At 65.3% G+C, this 15,389-nt stretch carries 12 protein-coding genes; 9 read left to right on the top strand and 3 right to left on the bottom strand.

Annotated elements, in window-relative coordinates:
- Positions 1 to 22: 22 nt before the first annotated feature.
- Positions 23 to 514: an RNA pyrophosphohydrolase gene (locus KZO25_RS00290; RefSeq protein WP_066445066.1), complete on the bottom strand. Its 492-nt coding sequence runs from the start codon at positions 512 to 514 to the stop codon at positions 23 to 25.
- A 240-nt stretch (positions 515 to 754) separates the two neighbouring features.
- Here KZO25_RS00290 and KZO25_RS00285 point away from each other — a divergent pair, with 240 nt between their 5' ends.
- Positions 755 to 1,411 carry an HAD family hydrolase gene (locus tag KZO25_RS00285; RefSeq protein WP_223135457.1) on the top strand — a complete coding sequence of 219 codons (657 nt, stop codon included), beginning with the start codon at positions 755 to 757 and terminating at the stop codon, positions 1,409 to 1,411.
- 345 nt (positions 1,412 to 1,756) lie between these two features.
- On the opposite strand, the gene KZO25_RS00280 is transcribed toward KZO25_RS00285, so the two are convergent.
- Positions 1,757 to 2,731 carry a malate dehydrogenase gene (locus KZO25_RS00280; protein ID WP_223135456.1) on the bottom strand — a complete coding sequence of 325 codons (975 nt, stop codon included), beginning with the start codon at positions 2,729 to 2,731 and terminating at the stop codon, positions 1,757 to 1,759.
- A 367-nt stretch (positions 2,732 to 3,098) separates the two neighbouring features.
- On the opposite strand from KZO25_RS00280, the gene KZO25_RS00275 reads away from it, so the two are divergent.
- Complete coding sequence (locus KZO25_RS00275) at positions 3,099 to 4,196, top strand: efflux RND transporter periplasmic adaptor subunit (protein ID WP_066445076.1); 1,098 nt, start codon at positions 3,099 to 3,101, stop codon at positions 4,194 to 4,196.
- Positions 4,197 to 4,198: 2 nt separating this feature from the next.
- Positions 4,199 to 7,288, top strand: a complete 3,090-nt coding sequence (locus KZO25_RS00270; RefSeq protein WP_223135455.1) for an efflux RND transporter permease subunit — start codon at positions 4,199 to 4,201, stop codon at positions 7,286 to 7,288.
- 127 nt (positions 7,289 to 7,415) lie between these two features.
- Here KZO25_RS00270 and rsd read toward each other — a convergent pair whose 3' ends face one another.
- Positions 7,416 to 7,916 carry a sigma D regulator gene (gene rsd / locus KZO25_RS00265; RefSeq protein WP_066445079.1) on the bottom strand — a complete coding sequence of 167 codons (501 nt, stop codon included), beginning with the start codon at positions 7,914 to 7,916 and terminating at the stop codon, positions 7,416 to 7,418.
- A gap of 212 nt (positions 7,917 to 8,128) precedes the next feature.
- On the opposite strand from rsd, the gene KZO25_RS00260 reads away from it, so the two are divergent.
- The 6 genes from KZO25_RS00260 to KZO25_RS00235 all read left to right on the top strand — a co-directional run bounded on the left by KZO25_RS00260 (position 8,129) and on the right by KZO25_RS00235 (position 15,329).
- Entirely contained in the window at positions 8,129 to 10,414 is a 2,286-nt protein-coding gene (locus KZO25_RS00260) for a bifunctional salicylyl-CoA 5-hydroxylase/oxidoreductase (protein ID WP_223135454.1), read from the top strand.
- An 8-nt stretch (positions 10,415 to 10,422) separates the two neighbouring features.
- Positions 10,423 to 11,172 carry an SDR family NAD(P)-dependent oxidoreductase gene (locus KZO25_RS00255; RefSeq protein WP_316935306.1) on the top strand — a complete coding sequence of 250 codons (750 nt, stop codon included), beginning with the start codon at positions 10,423 to 10,425 and terminating at the stop codon, positions 11,170 to 11,172.
- On the top strand, positions 11,169 to 11,636 hold the full coding sequence (locus KZO25_RS00250) for a MarR family winged helix-turn-helix transcriptional regulator (RefSeq protein ID WP_223135452.1): 468 nt from the start codon (positions 11,169 to 11,171) through the stop codon (positions 11,634 to 11,636). The genes KZO25_RS00255 and KZO25_RS00250 overlap by 4 nt, the downstream gene beginning before the upstream one ends.
- Positions 11,633 to 12,442 (top strand): enoyl-CoA hydratase family protein, encoded by an 810-nt coding sequence (locus KZO25_RS00245; protein WP_223135451.1) that lies wholly within the window; start codon positions 11,633 to 11,635, stop codon positions 12,440 to 12,442. The genes KZO25_RS00250 and KZO25_RS00245 overlap by 4 nt, the downstream gene beginning before the upstream one ends.
- Complete coding sequence (locus tag KZO25_RS00240) at positions 12,442 to 13,605, top strand: acyl-CoA dehydrogenase family protein (RefSeq protein ID WP_223135450.1); 1,164 nt, start codon at positions 12,442 to 12,444, stop codon at positions 13,603 to 13,605. Before KZO25_RS00245 ends, KZO25_RS00240 begins: the two co-directional genes overlap by 1 nt.
- 89 nt (positions 13,606 to 13,694) lie before the next feature.
- The gene (locus tag KZO25_RS00235) at positions 13,695 to 15,329 is read left to right on the top strand and encodes a benzoate-CoA ligase family protein (protein WP_223135449.1); all 1,635 of its coding nucleotides are present in this window, start codon (positions 13,695 to 13,697) and stop codon (positions 15,327 to 15,329) included.
- Positions 15,330 to 15,389 lie beyond the last annotated feature (60 nt).

Genomic DNA, 15,389 nt, shown 5'->3' with positions numbered 1-15,389 from the left:
CTGGACTGCCACCGACTGTGCATCAGCGCCCTTCCAGCGCCAGCCGCTGAGCCCGTGGGGAGAGCTCTCTCAATGCACGGCGATAGACCTCACGCTTGAAGGGTACGACCTGGCCCAGTGGATACCAATAACTGACCCAGCGCCAGCCATCGAACTCGGGCTTCCCCGAACGATCCATGCAAATCCGGCTCTCCTGACAGCGTATCCGCAGCAGGAACCATTTCTGTTTCTGGCCGATACAGACCGGTTTGGAATGCATGCGAACCATGCGTCGCGGCAGGCGATAGCGTAGCCATCCCCGGGTACAGGCAAGCAATTCGACGTCATCGGTAGTCAGGCCGATTTCCTCTTCCAGCTCGCGGTAGAGGGCCTGTTGCGGTGTTTCGGTTGCCTTGATGCCTCCCTGGGGAAACTGCCACGCATTCTGTCCTACCCGACGTGCCCAAAGCAGCTGCCCCTTTCCGTTGGCGATGATGATGCCAACGTTGGGGCGAAAGCCGTCAGCGTCGATCACGGACGTCACCTTGTAAATTCATCATTGATAGCCATTCTTCCACAATGCCGGGAAGCGCATCAATACAACAAAATAACGGCGCCTCCCATGCACACTGTACAAGGAGAGGAAAGCAGCACGACCCGTGGCTTAGCACCGGCGAGCGATGTCTGCCATAATCCGGGGCTTTTATGAATGTCAGTCGTTATCTGCCGCTGGCTTCTATTCAACCATGCATTCAACAATCGAAAGAGGTAAGCCGTGAGTCTGGCCATCTTCGACCTGGACAACACCCTGCTGTCCATCGACAGCGACCACGCCTGGGGCGAGTTCCTGCTGGAACAGGGCGCTGTGGACCCGCAGGCCTACCGGGAAGCCAATGACCGCTTCATGGCCGACTACAACGCCGGCACGCTGGATATCCACGCCTTCCTCGCCGTGGCACTGCAACCACTGGTCGACAACAGCCCCGAACAGCTGGCCGCCTGGCACCAGCAGTTCATGGCCAGCAAGATCGAACCTCACATCCTCGCCAAGGGCGAGGAACTGGTCGCCAGGCATCGGACCCGGGGCGACACCCTGCTGATCATCACCGCCACCAATCGCTTCATCACCGGCCCGATTGCAGAACGCCTGGGCATCGACCATCTGATCGCCGTGGAACCAGAAATGGTCGACGGCCGTTATACCGGCAAGGTGAGCGGCACGCCCAGCTATAGAGAAGGCAAGGTGAAGCGCCTGGAGGAGTGGCTGGCCGACAAGGACCTGACCCTGGACGGTTCCTGGTTCTACAGCGACTCTCACAACGACCTGCCGCTACTGGAGCTCGTCGACCACCCGGTTGCCGTCGACCCGGACGACACCCTGCGTGAAGTGGCCGAGCAGAAAGGCTGGCGGATCATCAGCCTGCGGGATTGACGGTGGCCTTCACCGGGGCGCCTACCGGCGCCAGTCGCGATGCGGAGTCGGAGCGCCGAACCGAGCGCTCCAACAGCGACTGTTTCCACCGACGGTGCTACACCGCTGTTGGAGGAAGCTTCAGCTCAAGACTGGAGGCCGAAGGCCTCCCGGCGGTGCCACCCTGCGCTGGCGACAGCCACTGACGTTGCAGCCTCCGCCGAGGCGCCTGCCGGCGCCAGTCGCGATGGGAACTCGGAGCGCCGAACCGAGCGCTCCAACAGCTGTTTTTCCTGCCACGACACCAACAAAAAACGCCCCGACGAGGCGTCTCGTCGGGGCGTTGTCGTGCGGCTATCTATGCGATCAGCCCAGCAGGTGCTCGACGGCGGCGCGCTCTTCACGCAGCTCGTCTTCGGTGGCCTTCATGCGGCCACGGCTGAAGTCGTCGACCTCGAGACCCTGGACGATCTCGTAGTCGCCGTTCTGGCAGCGCACCGGGTAGGAGTAGATGATGCCCTTCTCGATGCCGTAGCTGCCATCGGAGGGAATCGCCATGCTCACCACGCCGTCGGTGCCCAGCGCCCAGTCGCGCATGTGGTCGATGGCGGAAGAGGCGGCAGAAGCGGCGGAAGAGGCACCGCGCGCCTTGATGATCGCCGCGCCACGCTGCTGCACGTCAGGGATGAAGGTGTTCTCGTACCAGTCGCGCTCGACCAGGTCGAAGGCCGGCTTGCCGTCCACCTTGGTGTGAGCCAGGTCCGGGTACTGGGTCGCGCTGTGGTTGCCCCAGATGATCATGTTCTCGACGTCGGTGACACGCTTGCCGGTCTTCTGGGCCAGCTGGGTCAGGGCGCGGTTATGGTCCAGGCGCGTCATGGCGGTGAACTGACGCGGACTGAGGTCCGGCGCATTGCAGGAAGCGATCAGGGCGTTGGTGTTGGCAGGGTTACCCACCACCAGGACGCGCACGTCGCGGCTGGCGTTGTCGTTCAGCGCCTTGCCCTGCACGGAGAAGATCGCGGCGTTGGCTTCGAGCAGGTCCTTGCGCTCCATGCCGGGGCCGCGCGGGCGAGCGCCGACCAGCAGGGCGAAATCGGCATCCTTGAATGCGACATTGGGATCGTCGGTGGCGACGATGTCCTGCACCAGCGGGAAGGCACAATCGTTCACTTCCATGACCACGCCGTTCAGGGCATCCATGGCCGGCGTGATCTCGAGCAGCTGGAGAATGACGGGCTGATCCGGGCCCAGCATGTCGCCAGCCGCGATACGGAAGATAAGGGAGTAGCTGATCTGGCCAGCACCGCCGGTAATGGCAATACGTACGGGATCTTTCATCATTGCTCCTTCGGATTGGTCGCCGTGAGGATGAGCCGGCCGGCATCGGGCCGCCCTGGCTCGGATTCGGAACGCGGTGAATGTTATGCCTGCAGTGCACAAAACTCAATCCGACCTCCGGCTAGGCAGCTGACGCGATAGCCTCGGAAAAGCCTGTCATTTCGTGCACGAAGTCTTCCCTTTCGATGAAATACTGCGAAAATTATCGCCCTCAGGGGAATTTGCCGCTTCTATAACGAAACAGATTGAATGAAATTGGCCCAACGCCCGGCTTTTGCAGTAGATTAATGCGATTCATTTAACACACTCTGCGCCAGGCTGTAGTAGCGCGCGTACTCGCCGCTGACGCCAAACCACGGAAGTTCGAATGCCCAGACGTCCTCCTCTTTCCTATCTGCTGGCCGCAGTCCTGCTGCTGGCGCTCTTGCTGTGGCTGGCACTCGGCGACTTCGATCGTTTTCAGCAGCAGCCCCCCCCTGGCGAAGCCCAACCCGCCGAGACACCGACCCGCGTCGAGTACCGGCTCAGCCAGGCCGCGCCCCACGCGCCGCGCCTGGTCGCTCAGGGCCAACTGGTAGCCGCCCGAGAGGTGGAACTCCGCAGCCGCCAGGCCGGACGGGTCTCGGAGCTGCCGGTCTCCCTGGGAAGCCGGGTGGAAGCGGGCGAGTCCCTGCTGGTCCTTTCGACAGATGCCCTGGAGGCACAGCTGGCGAGAGCCGAGGACCAGCTCACCCTGGCCCGGGCCGAACTGAGCGGCGCCGACGACCTGCGTCGGCGCGAACTGATCTCCCAACCCGAATACCTCCGCCTGCAGAGCAGCGTCAGCATGGCCGCCGCCGATGTGGCCGAACTGCGCCATGCCCTGGCCGAGACCCGCCCCGCTGCCCCCTTCGACGGCAAGCTCGACCGCCTGGACGTGGAGCTCGGCGACGTACTGCAGCCCGGCGAGGCCTACGGCCGACTAATCGATGACCGCCGCCTCACCGCCAGCGCCTGGGTTTCTCAACGTGACGCCCTGACCCTCGAACCCGGCCTGCCCGTAGAGGTGCGCCTGCTGGACGGCACCACGCTCCCCGGCGAACTGACCCATGTGGCCAGCCGCGCCGACGATGCCACCCGCTCGTACTACATCGAGGCAACCCTCGACAACCCGGAGCGGCGCCGGGTTGCCGGCGCCAGCGCCAGCCTGACCATCACCCTGCCGGAGCGCTACGTTCACCGCTTTTCTCCTGCGCTGCTGGAGCTGGATGAAGAGGGCCAACTGCGCGTGAAGCATCTGGACGATGACGACAGGGTCGTGATCTCCCGAGTCAGCCTGGTGGAGACCGATACCCGGGAGGTGCGGGCCACCGGCCTGCCCGAGACGGTGCGCCTGATCACCCTCGGGGGCGGGTTCGTCACGGAGGGCGATCGTGTCACGGCGGTGGCGATCGAGCAGGACCAGGCGGCACGGGAGACCCCCTGACCATGCGCACCCTGATCGAAGCAGCGCTGGACCGTTCGCGGACCACCCTGCTCATTCTGGCCTCGCTGCTGCTGGCCGGCTTCGCCGCCTGGCAGGTAGTGCCCAAGGAGGCCAATCCGGACATCGCGATTCCCATCATCTACGTTTCCCTCTCGCTTGAGGGGGTCAGCCCCGAGGATGGCGAGCGGCTGCTGGTTCGCCCCATGGAACAGGAGCTGCGCACCATCGAAGGGGTCAGCAAGATGACGGCCCAGTCCAGCGAGGGCCACGCCGCCGTGACCCTGGAGTTCGATGCCGGCTTCGACCCGCGCCAGGCGCTGGCCGACGTCCGCGAGAAGGTCGATATCGCCAGCGCAGAAATACCCGAGGAGGCCGATGAACCCCGGGTCTTCGAGGTCAACGTTGGGCTCTTCCCGGTACTGACCCTGGGCATATCCGGTGCCCTGGAGGAAACCCAGCGCCTCGCCATCGCCCGTCGCCTCCAGGATGCCATGGAGGGGATACCCGAGGTTCTCGAGGTGGATATCGGCGGCGAGCGCGAGGAGATGCTGGAGATCGTGCTCGACCCCCTGGTGCTCGACAGCTACGGTGTGGACTTCGATGAACTCTTCAGCCTCATCAGCCGCAACAACCGGCTGGTGGCCGCAGGCAGCCTGGACACCGGCGCCGGCCGCGCCCCGATCAAGGTGCCGGGAATCATCGCATCGCTGGAAGACGTCATGGACATGCCGGTCAAGGTCGACGGTGACCGGGTCGTGACATTCGCCGATGTCGCCTGGATCCACCCCTCCTTCAAGGATCCCGACGGGTTCGCCCGTATCGACGACGAACCCGCCCTGGTGCTGGAAATCTCCAAGCGCGCCGGGGCCAACCTGATCGCCACCATCGCCAGCGTCCGCCAGGTGCTGGCGGAGGCCGAACCGTTGCTGCCGGACGAACTCAGCATCACCACCATCATGGACCAGTCGGACACCGTCGAGCAGATGCTCTCGGAGCTGCTCAACAACGTCTTGACCGCAGTGGTTCTGGTGCTGGTCGTGATACTGGCCGCCATGGGGCTGCGCTCGGCGCTGATGGTGGGGCTGACCATTCCCGGCGCCTTCCTCACCGGCATCCTGCTGATCTGGGCGATCGGCTATACCCTCAACATCGTGGTGCTGTTCGCCCTGATCCTGGTCGCCGGCATGCTGGTGGACGGCGCCATCGTGGTCAGCGAACTGGCCGATCGCAACCTGCGCGAGGGACAGTCACCCCACGACGCCTGGGTCAACGCGGCCGCACGGATGAGCTGGCCGGTGATTGCCGCCACCGCAACCACCCTTGCCGTCTTCATACCGCTGCTATTCTGGCCCGGTGTGGTGGGTGAATTCATGAAGTACCTGCCGGCCACGGTGATCCTCTGCCTGCTCGCCTCTCTCGCCATGGCACTCATCTTCCTGCCGACCCTGGGGGGACTGTTAAGCGCCCGCACGTCCCGCCCCGCCCATGGCGACGAACTGATCACCGCCGGCGGGCGTCTCTATCGTGCCGTGCTGGCCCGCCTGCTTGCCTGGCCCGGCATGACACTGCTCGTTGCCCTGCTGCTGATGGCGCTGATTTTCACCGGCTACGGCCGCTTCAATCATGGCGTAGAGTTCTTCCCTGCGGTCGAACCCGACGGCGCCCAGGTGGTCGTGCGCTCCCGGGGGGATTTTTCCACCATCGAGAAGGACGCCATCGTGCGTCGCGTGGAGGCACGCCTGGCAGGCATGAGCGAAGTGCAGGCGCTCTATGCCCGTTCCTACGGCGTACCCGACGAGCAGATCGGCAACGACGTGATCGGCGTGGTGCAGTTCCAGTTGATCGACTGGCAGCAGCGCCGGCCAGCCCGACAGATCATGGACGAGATGACCGAGCGTACCGCTGACCTGCCCGGCATAGTCCTGGAGTTTCGCCAGCAGGAGGAGGGGCCCGGCGCCGGCAAGCCCATCGTGCTCGAGGTCAGCGCCGAGGAACCGGCGGACGGCGATGCCGCCGTCGCCCACATCCGCAGCGCCATGGAGCGCCTGGGTGGCTTTCGCGACATCGAGGACAATCGCAGCCTGCCCGGCATCGAATGGCGCCTCAACGTCGACCGCGAGGCCGCCGCCCGGCTGGGTACGGACGTAGCCGCCGTCGGCAGCGCCGTGCAGCTCATCACCACCGGCCTGCAGGTCGCCAGCTACCGGCCGGCACACGCCCCGGATGAAGTGGACATTCGCGTACGCCTTCCCCACGCCTCGCGCACCCTTGACCAGCTCGACCGGCTGACACTGAATACCCTGCGTGGCCAGATACCCGTCTCGCACTTCGCCAGCCTCGAGCCCGCTCCCAAGGTGGGCACCCTGCACCGCATCGATGGGCGCAGAGCGGTTACCCTGGAAGCGGACGTGGCGGACGGCTACCAGCCCGACGAGCGGCTGCGGGCACTGATGGAGTCGATGGACCCCTCCGCCCTGCCCAACGGCGTCCAGGTCAATGTGGCCGGCGAACAGGAAGAGCAGGAGGAAGCCAGCCGCTTCCTGATCACCGCCTTCCTGGTGGCGATCGGCCTGATGGCACTGATACTCGTAACCCAGTTCAACAGCCTCTACCAGGCTGCGCTGGTACTGTCGGCCATCGTGTTCTCCACGGCTGGCGTGCTGATGGGCCTGCTGATCAACGGTCAGCCCTTCGGCATCGTCATGGTGGGCATGGGGATCATCGCCCTGGCGGGCATCGTGGTGAACAACAATATCGTGCTGATCGACACCTACAACCAGCTGCGTCGGGAAGGCCTCGGCCCTGCCCAGGCGGCCCTGGAAGCGGGTGGGCTGCGCCTGCGCCCGGTACTGCTCACCGCCATCACCACGGTACTCGGGCTGATGCCCATGGTGCTGGGAATCAACGTCAACCTGTTCGCCCCCAGCCTGGGCTTCGGGGCGCCGTCGACCCAGTGGTGGACCCAGCTCTCCAGCGCTATCGCCGGCGGCCTGGTATTTGCCACCGGGCTGACGCTGTTGCTGACGCCCTGCATGCTCGTTCTGGGACAGGGCCGGCGCACCAGGACGGCTCCAGCCACCCAAGCCGAGTGACATTTTGTCCTGGCGCCCATGAATGAAAAACGCCCTGGGCGGTCAAGCGGCCCAGGGCGTTTCTCAGGTGATTTGCCGATCAATTCGGTAGTGTCAATTCTCTGAGCCTTGTTTCCAGGCCCGGCTCTCAGGCCCTGTTCGGCTCGGCCTGTGAAGTGGCCAGCGGCGTGTGGGCGGCATGCAGCCGTGCAATCAACTGGTCTTCCAGGGCAAAGCGTTCGGTCAGCCCTTTGGCCAGGCGGTCGAGCCAGGCAGGCAGCCGTGGCAGAAAGTGCTGGCAGCGCACTGGCGTGGAGTAGTCGGCATCGAAGGCGAGCACCAGCTCGGTGGACATTTCTAGGCGCTCCAACAGCTTCGCGGCGATCCCCAGGGCATCCTGATCCTCGAAGGCCAGTGCTTCCTCCCGCAGTTGGGGGTAAATCTCGAAGTGACCGGCACTGATATAGTCCATCAGCAGCTCACTGAAGCGATCGATCTGGGGCTTGCTCACGGCCTCGAGCTCAGTGTCGCAGGCCTCCTTGAGCTCGATGAAGTTCACTAGAAGCTCGCGCCGCTCGTCGAGCCAGCGGTCGATCAGCTGGTGTACGCCACCCCAGCGCTCCCGAGCGCTCTTACAATCTTCCAGCATGTCCGCCTCCTTCCCTTATGAAGCCGATGCCATTTCGACCTGAAAGCACAGACTCACCCCTGCCAGGCTCGCTGTCAATCCTGGGTCGGCCAGAATCCAGGACGATATAGTTCAAGCTCGAAACTTCAATCATGAAATTTCATACTTGAACTATATTCGATTGCGACCTAGTCTCAAGACAAACAACGATAACCGGCGGAAGATCACACCCCATGAGGATAGCCTGTCTCGGCGGGGGCCCAGCAGGGCTCTACTTCGCCATCAGCATGAAGCTGCACGACCCCGCTCACGAGATCGTGGTGTTCGAGCGCAACCTTCCCGACGACACCTTCGGCTGGGGCGTGGTGCTCTCTGACGAAACGCTCGACAACCTGGCCGCCAACGATGCCGTGAGTGCAGCGCACATCCGCGAACACTTCGCCTACTGGGACGACATCGCGGTGATCCACGATGGCGTGAAGACGGTCTCCACCGGTCACGGCTTCTGCGGCATCGGCCGTCACCGCCTGCTACTGCTGCTGCAGGCCCGCGCTCGCGAGCTCGGCATCGAGCTCCGCTTTCAGAGCGACATCCCCGACACCGCCATCGATGAATTGCGCCGCGAGTTCGACCTGGTGATGGCCGCCGACGGCCTCAACTCCCGCACCCGCCAGCGCTATGCCGAACACTTCAATCCCGATATCGACGTGCGTGCCTGCAAGTTCGTCTGGCTCGGTACCCACCAGACCTTCAACGATGCCTTTACCTTCATCTTCGAGAAGACCGAACACGGCTGGGTGTGGGCCCATGCCTACCAGTTCGACGCCGACACCGCGACCTTCATCGTCGAGTGCAGCGAAGCCACCTGGGAGGCCTTTGGCTTCGGCGAGATGAGCCAGCAGGAGTCCATCGCCGTCTGCGAACGGATATTCGCCCGCCATCTGGGCGGCCACGCACTGATGACCAATGCCCACCACATACGCGGCTCCGCCTGGATCAACTTCCCCCGGGTGCTGTGCGAGCGCTGGAGCTTCGACAACGTGGTGCTGATGGGCGACGCCGCCGCCACCGCGCACTTCTCCATCGGCTCCGGCACCAAGCTGGCGCTGGAGAGCGCCATCGCCCTGGCGGAGTACCTGCACAGCGAACCCGACATGGCCAGCGCCTTCGCCCGCTATGAAGAGGAGCGTCGCACCGAGGTGCTGCGCCTGCAGTCGGCGGCGCGCAACTCCACCGAGTGGTTCGAGCAGGTGGAACGCTACCTGGATCTCGACCCGGTACAGTTCAACTACTCCCTGCTGACCCGCTCCCAGCGCATCAGCCACGAGAACCTGCGCCTGCGCGACCCACAGTGGCTTGAAAGCGCCGAGCGCTGGTTCCAGGAGCAAGCCGGCAACGAGGGCGAGTCGCGGGCGCCGATGTTCGCCCCCTTCACGCTTCGCGACATGCGACTCACCAACCGCATCGTGGTCTCCCCCATGGCCCAGTACAAGGCGGTGGACGGACGCCCCACCGACTGGCACTTCGTGCATTACGCCGAGCGCGCCAAGGGCGGCGCCGGGCTGGTTTATACCGAGATGACCTGTGTATCGCCCGAAGGGCGCATCACCCCGGGGTGCCCGGGCTTCTACGCCCCGGAGCACGAAGCGGCCTGGAAGCGGCTGTGCGATTTCGTTCACGTCGAGACCCCAGCGAAGCTGTGCGCCCAGATCGGCCACTCCGGTCCCAAGGGTTCCACCCAGCTCGGCTGGCAGGAAATGGATGCCCCGCTGCCCGAGGGCAACTGGCCGATCCTGGCGGCCTCCGCCGTGCCGTGGTCGGATCGTAATCCGGTGCCCAAGGCCATGGACCGCGCCGACATGGACCGCGTACGCGACGAATTCGTCGCCGCGGCACGCATGGCCGAGCGCGCCGGCTTCGACATGCTCGAGGTACACGCCGCCCACGGTTACCTGCTCTCCTCGTTCATCACGCCGCTGACCAACCGCCGCGATGACGAGTACGGCGGCTCGCTGGAAAATCGCATGCGCTACCCGCTGGAGGTGATCCGCGCGGTGCGCCAGGCGTGGCCGACTCACAAGCCGCTGGCGGTGCGCATTTCGGCCAACGACTGGGTCGGCGACGAGGGTGTCACCCCCGATGAGGCTGTCGAAATAGCCCGCCTGCTCAAGGGCGCCGAGATAGACATCATCGACGTCTCCGCCGGTCAGACCTCGACCCGGGCCAAGCCGATGTACGGTCGCATGTTCCAGACCCCCTTCTCCGATCGCATCCGCAACGAAACTGGCATGGCCACCATGGCGGTGGGCAACATCTACCAGGCCGACCACGTCAACTCGATCCTGATGGCGGGCCGCGCCGATCTGGTCTGCCTGGCCCGGCCGCACCTGGCCGATCCCTACTGGACACTGCACGCCGCGGCGGGCCTCGGTGACAGCCAGTGCGACTGGCCACAACCCTATGGCCCCGGCCGCGACCAGCTCCAGCGCCTGGCCGAGCGCGGCGAGGGGTGGACATGAGCGATGATGTGAGCGAAAGCAAAATGCAGGGCAAGCGCGTGGTCATCACCGGCGGTGGCAGCGGCATCGGTGCCGACATGGCGCAGGCCTTCGCCGAGGCCGGCGCCGCGGTAACCATCACCGGACGGCGGGGGGCGGCACTGGAGGCCGTGGCCGAAGGGCACCCGAACGTTTCAACTGCCGTGGCCGACGTCACCAGCGAAACCGACATGATCGCGCTCTTCGAGCGACTGGGCGAGGTCGATATCGTCATCGCCAACGCCGGGGCGGCCGAGAGCGCGCCGCTCTCGCGCACCACCCTGGCGCAGTGGCAGCACATGCTCGACGTCAACCTCACCGGCGTTTTCCTGACCCTGCGCGAGGGACTGCGCCACCTCAACGATGGCGGGCGCCTGATTGCCGTGGCCTCCACCGCCGGGCTCAAGGGCTACGCCTACGTGGCACCCTACTGCGCCGCCAAGCACGGGGTGGTGGGCCTGGTACGCGCCCTGGCCCGGGAAACCGCAGGCCGAGACATCACCGTCAATGCGCTCTGCCCCGGCTTCACCGATACACCCCTGCTGGAAGCCAGCATTGCCAAGGTGGTCGACAAGACCGGTCAGAGCCCTGAGCAGGCCCGCTCTCACTTTCAATCGACCAATCCCACGGGGCGGCTGATCAGGCCCGCCGAGGTCACCGCCACGGCGCTATGGCTTTGCGGCCCCCACAGCGGCGCCATTAACGGTCAGGCAATCTCCATTTCGGGAGGCGAAACATGACGGCCCCGATTATTCGAGAGGCAACCCTGAGCAAGGAGCGGCTGCGACTTTGGCTGCGCATGCTGCGGGTGACCCGCCAGGTCGAGGCGGAGCTGCGTGAAAAGCTGCGCCTGTCGTTCGACTCCACCCTGCCCCGGTTCGACGTCATGGCAGCGCTCTTCCGCGATTCGGAGGGCCTGAAAATGAACGAGCTGTCGAAGCGGCTGCGGGTCTCCAATGGCAATGTCACCGGCATCGTCGAGCGCCTGGTCGACGATGGCCTGGTGGAACGTATCGCCATCGAGGGGGACCGGCGCGCCACCCTGGTACGGCTCACCGCGGCCGGGCGCGCCACCTTCTCGGACATGGCCGTCGCCCACGAAGGCTGGGTCAATGCCCTGCTCGACGGCGTCACCGAAGACGATGCCCACCATATCGGCGAGCTGCTGCACGGCTTGCCGGCCGATACGGGAGAAAGACAATGAAACTGGCGGAACTGACCCCGCAGCACTTCCTCTGGCGCATGGAGGGCGAGGTCGCCGTCATTCGCCTGAACCGCCCCGAGCGCAAGAACCCGCTCACCTTCGACAGCTACGCCGAACTGCGCGACACCTTCCGCGACCTGGTCTATGCCGAGGACGTCAAGGCGGTGGTATTCGCCGCCAACGGCGACAACTTCTGCTCCGGCGGCGATGTCCACGAAATCATCGCACCGCTGGTCGATAGCGACATGAAGGAGCTGCTGGCCTTCACCCGCATGACCGGTGACCTGGTCAAGGCGATGATCCACTGTACCAAGCCGGTCATCGCCGCCGTCGATGGCATCTGCGTCGGTGCCGGGGCGATCATTGCCATGGCCTCGGACATCCGCTTCGCCACGCCCCGAGCCAGTACCGCCTTTCTCTTCACCCGGGTGGGTTTGGCCGGCTGCGACATGGGCGCCTGCGCCATGCTGCCTCGGATCATCGGCCAGGGGCGCGCCGCCGACCTGCTCTACAGCGGGCGCAGCATGAGCGCCGAGGAGGGCCATCAATGGGGCTTCTACAATCGCCTGGTGGAGCCTGAGGCACTGGAGGCCGAAGCCATCGCCTACGCCACCCGCCTGGCCCAGGGGCCGACCTTCGCCCACGGCATCACCAAGACCCAGCTCAACCAGGAGTGGTCGATGAGCCTCGACCAGGCCATCGAATCCGAGGCCCAGGCCCAGGCGATCTGCATGCAGACCCGCGACTTCGAGCGGGCCTATCGCGCCTTCGCCGCCAAACAGAAGCCGGTCTTCGAGGGGGATTGATGAGCGACACGAGCTTTCTTCACTGGCCCTTCTTCGAGCCGCGCCACCGCGACCTGGCCGAGCGCCTGGAAGCCTGGTGCAGCCGCGAGCTGCCACGGGACCACGCCGACGTCGATTCCACCTGCATACAGCTGGTGCGAGACCTGGGCCAGGCGGGCTTTCTCGATGGCACCGCCGGCGACGCCATCGACGTACGCAGCCTCTGCCTGATTCGCGAGACCCTGGCCCGCCACGACGGCCTGGCCGACTTCGCCTTCGCCATGCAGGGGCTCGGCACCGGTGCCATCAGCCTGTTCGGCAGCGCAGAGCAGAAGGCGTGGCTGGATAAGACCCGCCGCGGCGAGGCGCTGGCCGCCTTCGCCCTGACCGAGCCGCGCTCCGGCTCCGACGTGGCCCAGCTCGACACCACGGCCGAGCGTGACGGCGACGGCTACCGCATCAACGGCGAGAAGACCTGGATCTCCAACGGCGGCATCGCCGATCTCTACACCCTGTTCGCCCGCACCGGCGATGGGCCGGGGGCCAAGGGGCTCTCCTGCTTCCTGGTGTCGGCAGACACGCCGGGCCTCGAGATTCGCGAGCGGCTGGAGACGATCTCGCCACACCCGCTGGCACGGCTCGGCTTCAATGATATGAAACTGCCGGCGAGCGCCATGATCGGCCAGCCCGGCCAGGGATTTCGCATCGCCATGGCGGTACTCGACGTGTTCCGCTCCACGGTGGGCGCCGCCGCCTTGGGCTTCGCCCGCCGCGCGCTGGATGAGTCGCTCGACCGCGCCGGAAACCGCGAACTGTTCGGCGCCAGCCTGGCCGACCTGCAGATGGTGCAGGGGCACCTGGCCGAGATGGCGCTGGACGTGGATGCGGCCGCACTGCTGGTCTACCGCGCCGCCTGGACCAAGGACATGGGCGCCGAGCGGGTCACACGCGAAGCCGCCATGGCCAAGCTCTACGCCACCGACCGCGCCCAGGCGGTGATCGACAAGGCGGTCCAGCTGCATGGCGGCGACGGTGTGCGCAAGGGGCATATCGTCGAGAGCCTCTACCGCGAGATACGCGCCCTGCGCATCTACGAGGGCGCCTCGGACGTCCAGAAGGTCATCATCGCGCGCTGTGCCCTAGCCGATCATTCCGCCACCGAGGGCACCCGGAAAACACGATAACAACGACGACGAATTGCCAGATACCGTATCCCCTGTCGACGCCACTGACCGGCGCCGAACAATAACAACACGATGTACGGAGAATGGTCATGCTGACACCATCGGCCCACGCCGATACCTTCGCCCGGGACAATCTTCCGCCGGCGGAACAGTATCCGGCACTGTTGCTCGACGGCTTCGACTACCCCGACCGCCTCAATGCGGGGGTGGAACTCTGCGACCGACTGGTCGCGCAGGGGCACGGCGAGCGTGTCGCCCTGATCGGCAACGGCCGACAGCGCACCTACCGCGAGCTTGCCGAGTGGACCAATCGCCTGGCCCATGCCCTGGTGGAGGACCTCGGCCTGCGCCCGGGTAACCGGGTGCTGATCCGCTCGGCCAACAACCCGGCCATGGTGGCCTGCTGGCTGGCCGCCACCAAGGCCGGCGCCGTGGTGGTCAATACCATGCCGATGCTGCGTGCCGGCGAGCTGAGCCAGATCGTCGACAAGGCCCAGGTGTCGCTGGCCCTTTGCGACAGCCGCCTGCTGGACGAACTGGAACAGTGTGCGGCGGACAGCGCCTTTCTCCAGCGTGTCGTCGCCTTCGACGGCACCGCCAATCACGACGCCGAACTCGACCGCCTGGCGCTGGACAAGCCCACCGACTTCCAGGCGGTGGCCACCGCCGCCGACGACGTGGCGTTGCTCGGTTTCACCTCCGGCACCACCGGCAAGCCCAAGGCCACCATGCACTTTCATCGCGACCTGCTGATCATCGCCGACGGCTACGCCAGGGAAGTGCTGCAGGTGACGCCGGACGACGTCTTCGTCGGCTCGCCACCGCTGGCCTTCACCTTCGGCCTGGGCGGCCTGGCGATCTTTCCGCTGCGCTTCGGCGCCACGGCGGTATTGCTGGAACGCGCCTCGCCACCCAACATGCTCGATATCATCCGCGAGCATCGCGCCACGGTGGTGTTCACCGCCCCCACCGCCTACCGCACCATGCTCGCCTCGCCGGAGAGCGGACGTGAATTGGCGAGCCTGCGGATGGCGGTGTCGGCCGGCGAGACCCTGCCGCCGCCGATCTACCACGACTGGATCGAGAAGACCGGTACGCCGATCCTCGACGGCATCGGCGCCACGGAGCTGCTGCATATTTTCATCTCCAACCGTCTCGACGATCACAGCCCGGCTTGCACGGGCAAGCCGGTGACGGGTTACGAAGCCCGTGTAGTAGACATCGACATGAACGAACTGCCCCGGGGCGAGGTGGGCCGGCTGGCGGTTCGCGGTCCCACCGGCTGCCGCTACCTGGACGATGCCCGTCAGTCAGGTTATGTCCAGGGTGGCTGGAATATCACCGGTGATGCCTTCTATCAGGACGAAGCAGGTTATTTCCACTTCGCGGCCCGAAACGACGACATGATCGTCTCTGCGGGCTACAACATCGCCGGCCCCGAAGTCGAGGCGGCGCTGCTGGCCCATGACCAGGTGCGGGAGTGCGCGGTGATTGGCGCACCGAATGGAGAGCGTGGGCAGATCGTCGAGGCCTTCGTGGTACTGTCTGACGAGATCGAGCCGGATGAGACTTGCGTGCAACGCCTGCAGGATTTCGTCAAGCAGGCCATTGCGCCCTACAAGTACCCCCGCTCGATCCGTTTCGTCGACGAACTGCCCAAGACGGCCACCGGGAAGATACAGCGCTTCCGATTACGACAGGAGCACTACCCGAGCGACGGATAGCGCAGTCCTCGACGGCAGCGGCAATAAGTAAAGAAGGGCACAGCGATTACAGCGCAGCAA

Origin of the sequence: Halomonas sp. ANAO-440 (assembly GCF_019915905.1) — a bacterium.
GTDB classification, from domain to species: Bacteria; Pseudomonadota; Gammaproteobacteria; order Pseudomonadales; family Halomonadaceae; genus Halomonas; species Halomonas chromatireducens.
The sequence above is the reverse complement of the archived record's forward strand: the minus strand, read 5'-3'. Positions and strand labels throughout refer to the sequence as shown.

What these genes read in the sequence shown, in the direction of transcription:
- KZO25_RS00280 (WP_223135456.1), bottom strand. Translation starts at nt 2,731, where the DNA reads ATGAAAGATCCCGTACGTATTGCCATTACCGGCGGTGCTGGCCAGATC.
- KZO25_RS00275 (WP_066445076.1), top strand. Translation starts at nt 3,099, where the DNA reads ATGCCCAGACGTCCTCCTCTTTCCTATCTGCTGGCCGCAGTCCTGCTG.
- KZO25_RS00270 (WP_223135455.1), top strand. Translation starts at nt 4,199, where the DNA reads ATGCGCACCCTGATCGAAGCAGCGCTGGACCGTTCGCGGACCACCCTG.
- rsd (WP_066445079.1), bottom strand. Translation starts at nt 7,916, where the DNA reads ATGCTGGAAGATTGTAAGAGCGCTCGGGAGCGCTGGGGTGGCGTACAC.
- KZO25_RS00260 (WP_223135454.1), top strand. Translation starts at nt 8,129, where the DNA reads ATGAGGATAGCCTGTCTCGGCGGGGGCCCAGCAGGGCTCTACTTCGCC.
- KZO25_RS00250 (WP_223135452.1), top strand. Translation starts at nt 11,169, where the DNA reads ATGACGGCCCCGATTATTCGAGAGGCAACCCTGAGCAAGGAGCGGCTG.
- KZO25_RS00245 (WP_223135451.1), top strand. Translation starts at nt 11,633, where the DNA reads ATGAAACTGGCGGAACTGACCCCGCAGCACTTCCTCTGGCGCATGGAG.
- KZO25_RS00240 (WP_223135450.1), top strand. Translation starts at nt 12,442, where the DNA reads ATGAGCGACACGAGCTTTCTTCACTGGCCCTTCTTCGAGCCGCGCCAC.
- KZO25_RS00235 (WP_223135449.1), top strand. Translation starts at nt 13,695, where the DNA reads ATGCTGACACCATCGGCCCACGCCGATACCTTCGCCCGGGACAATCTT.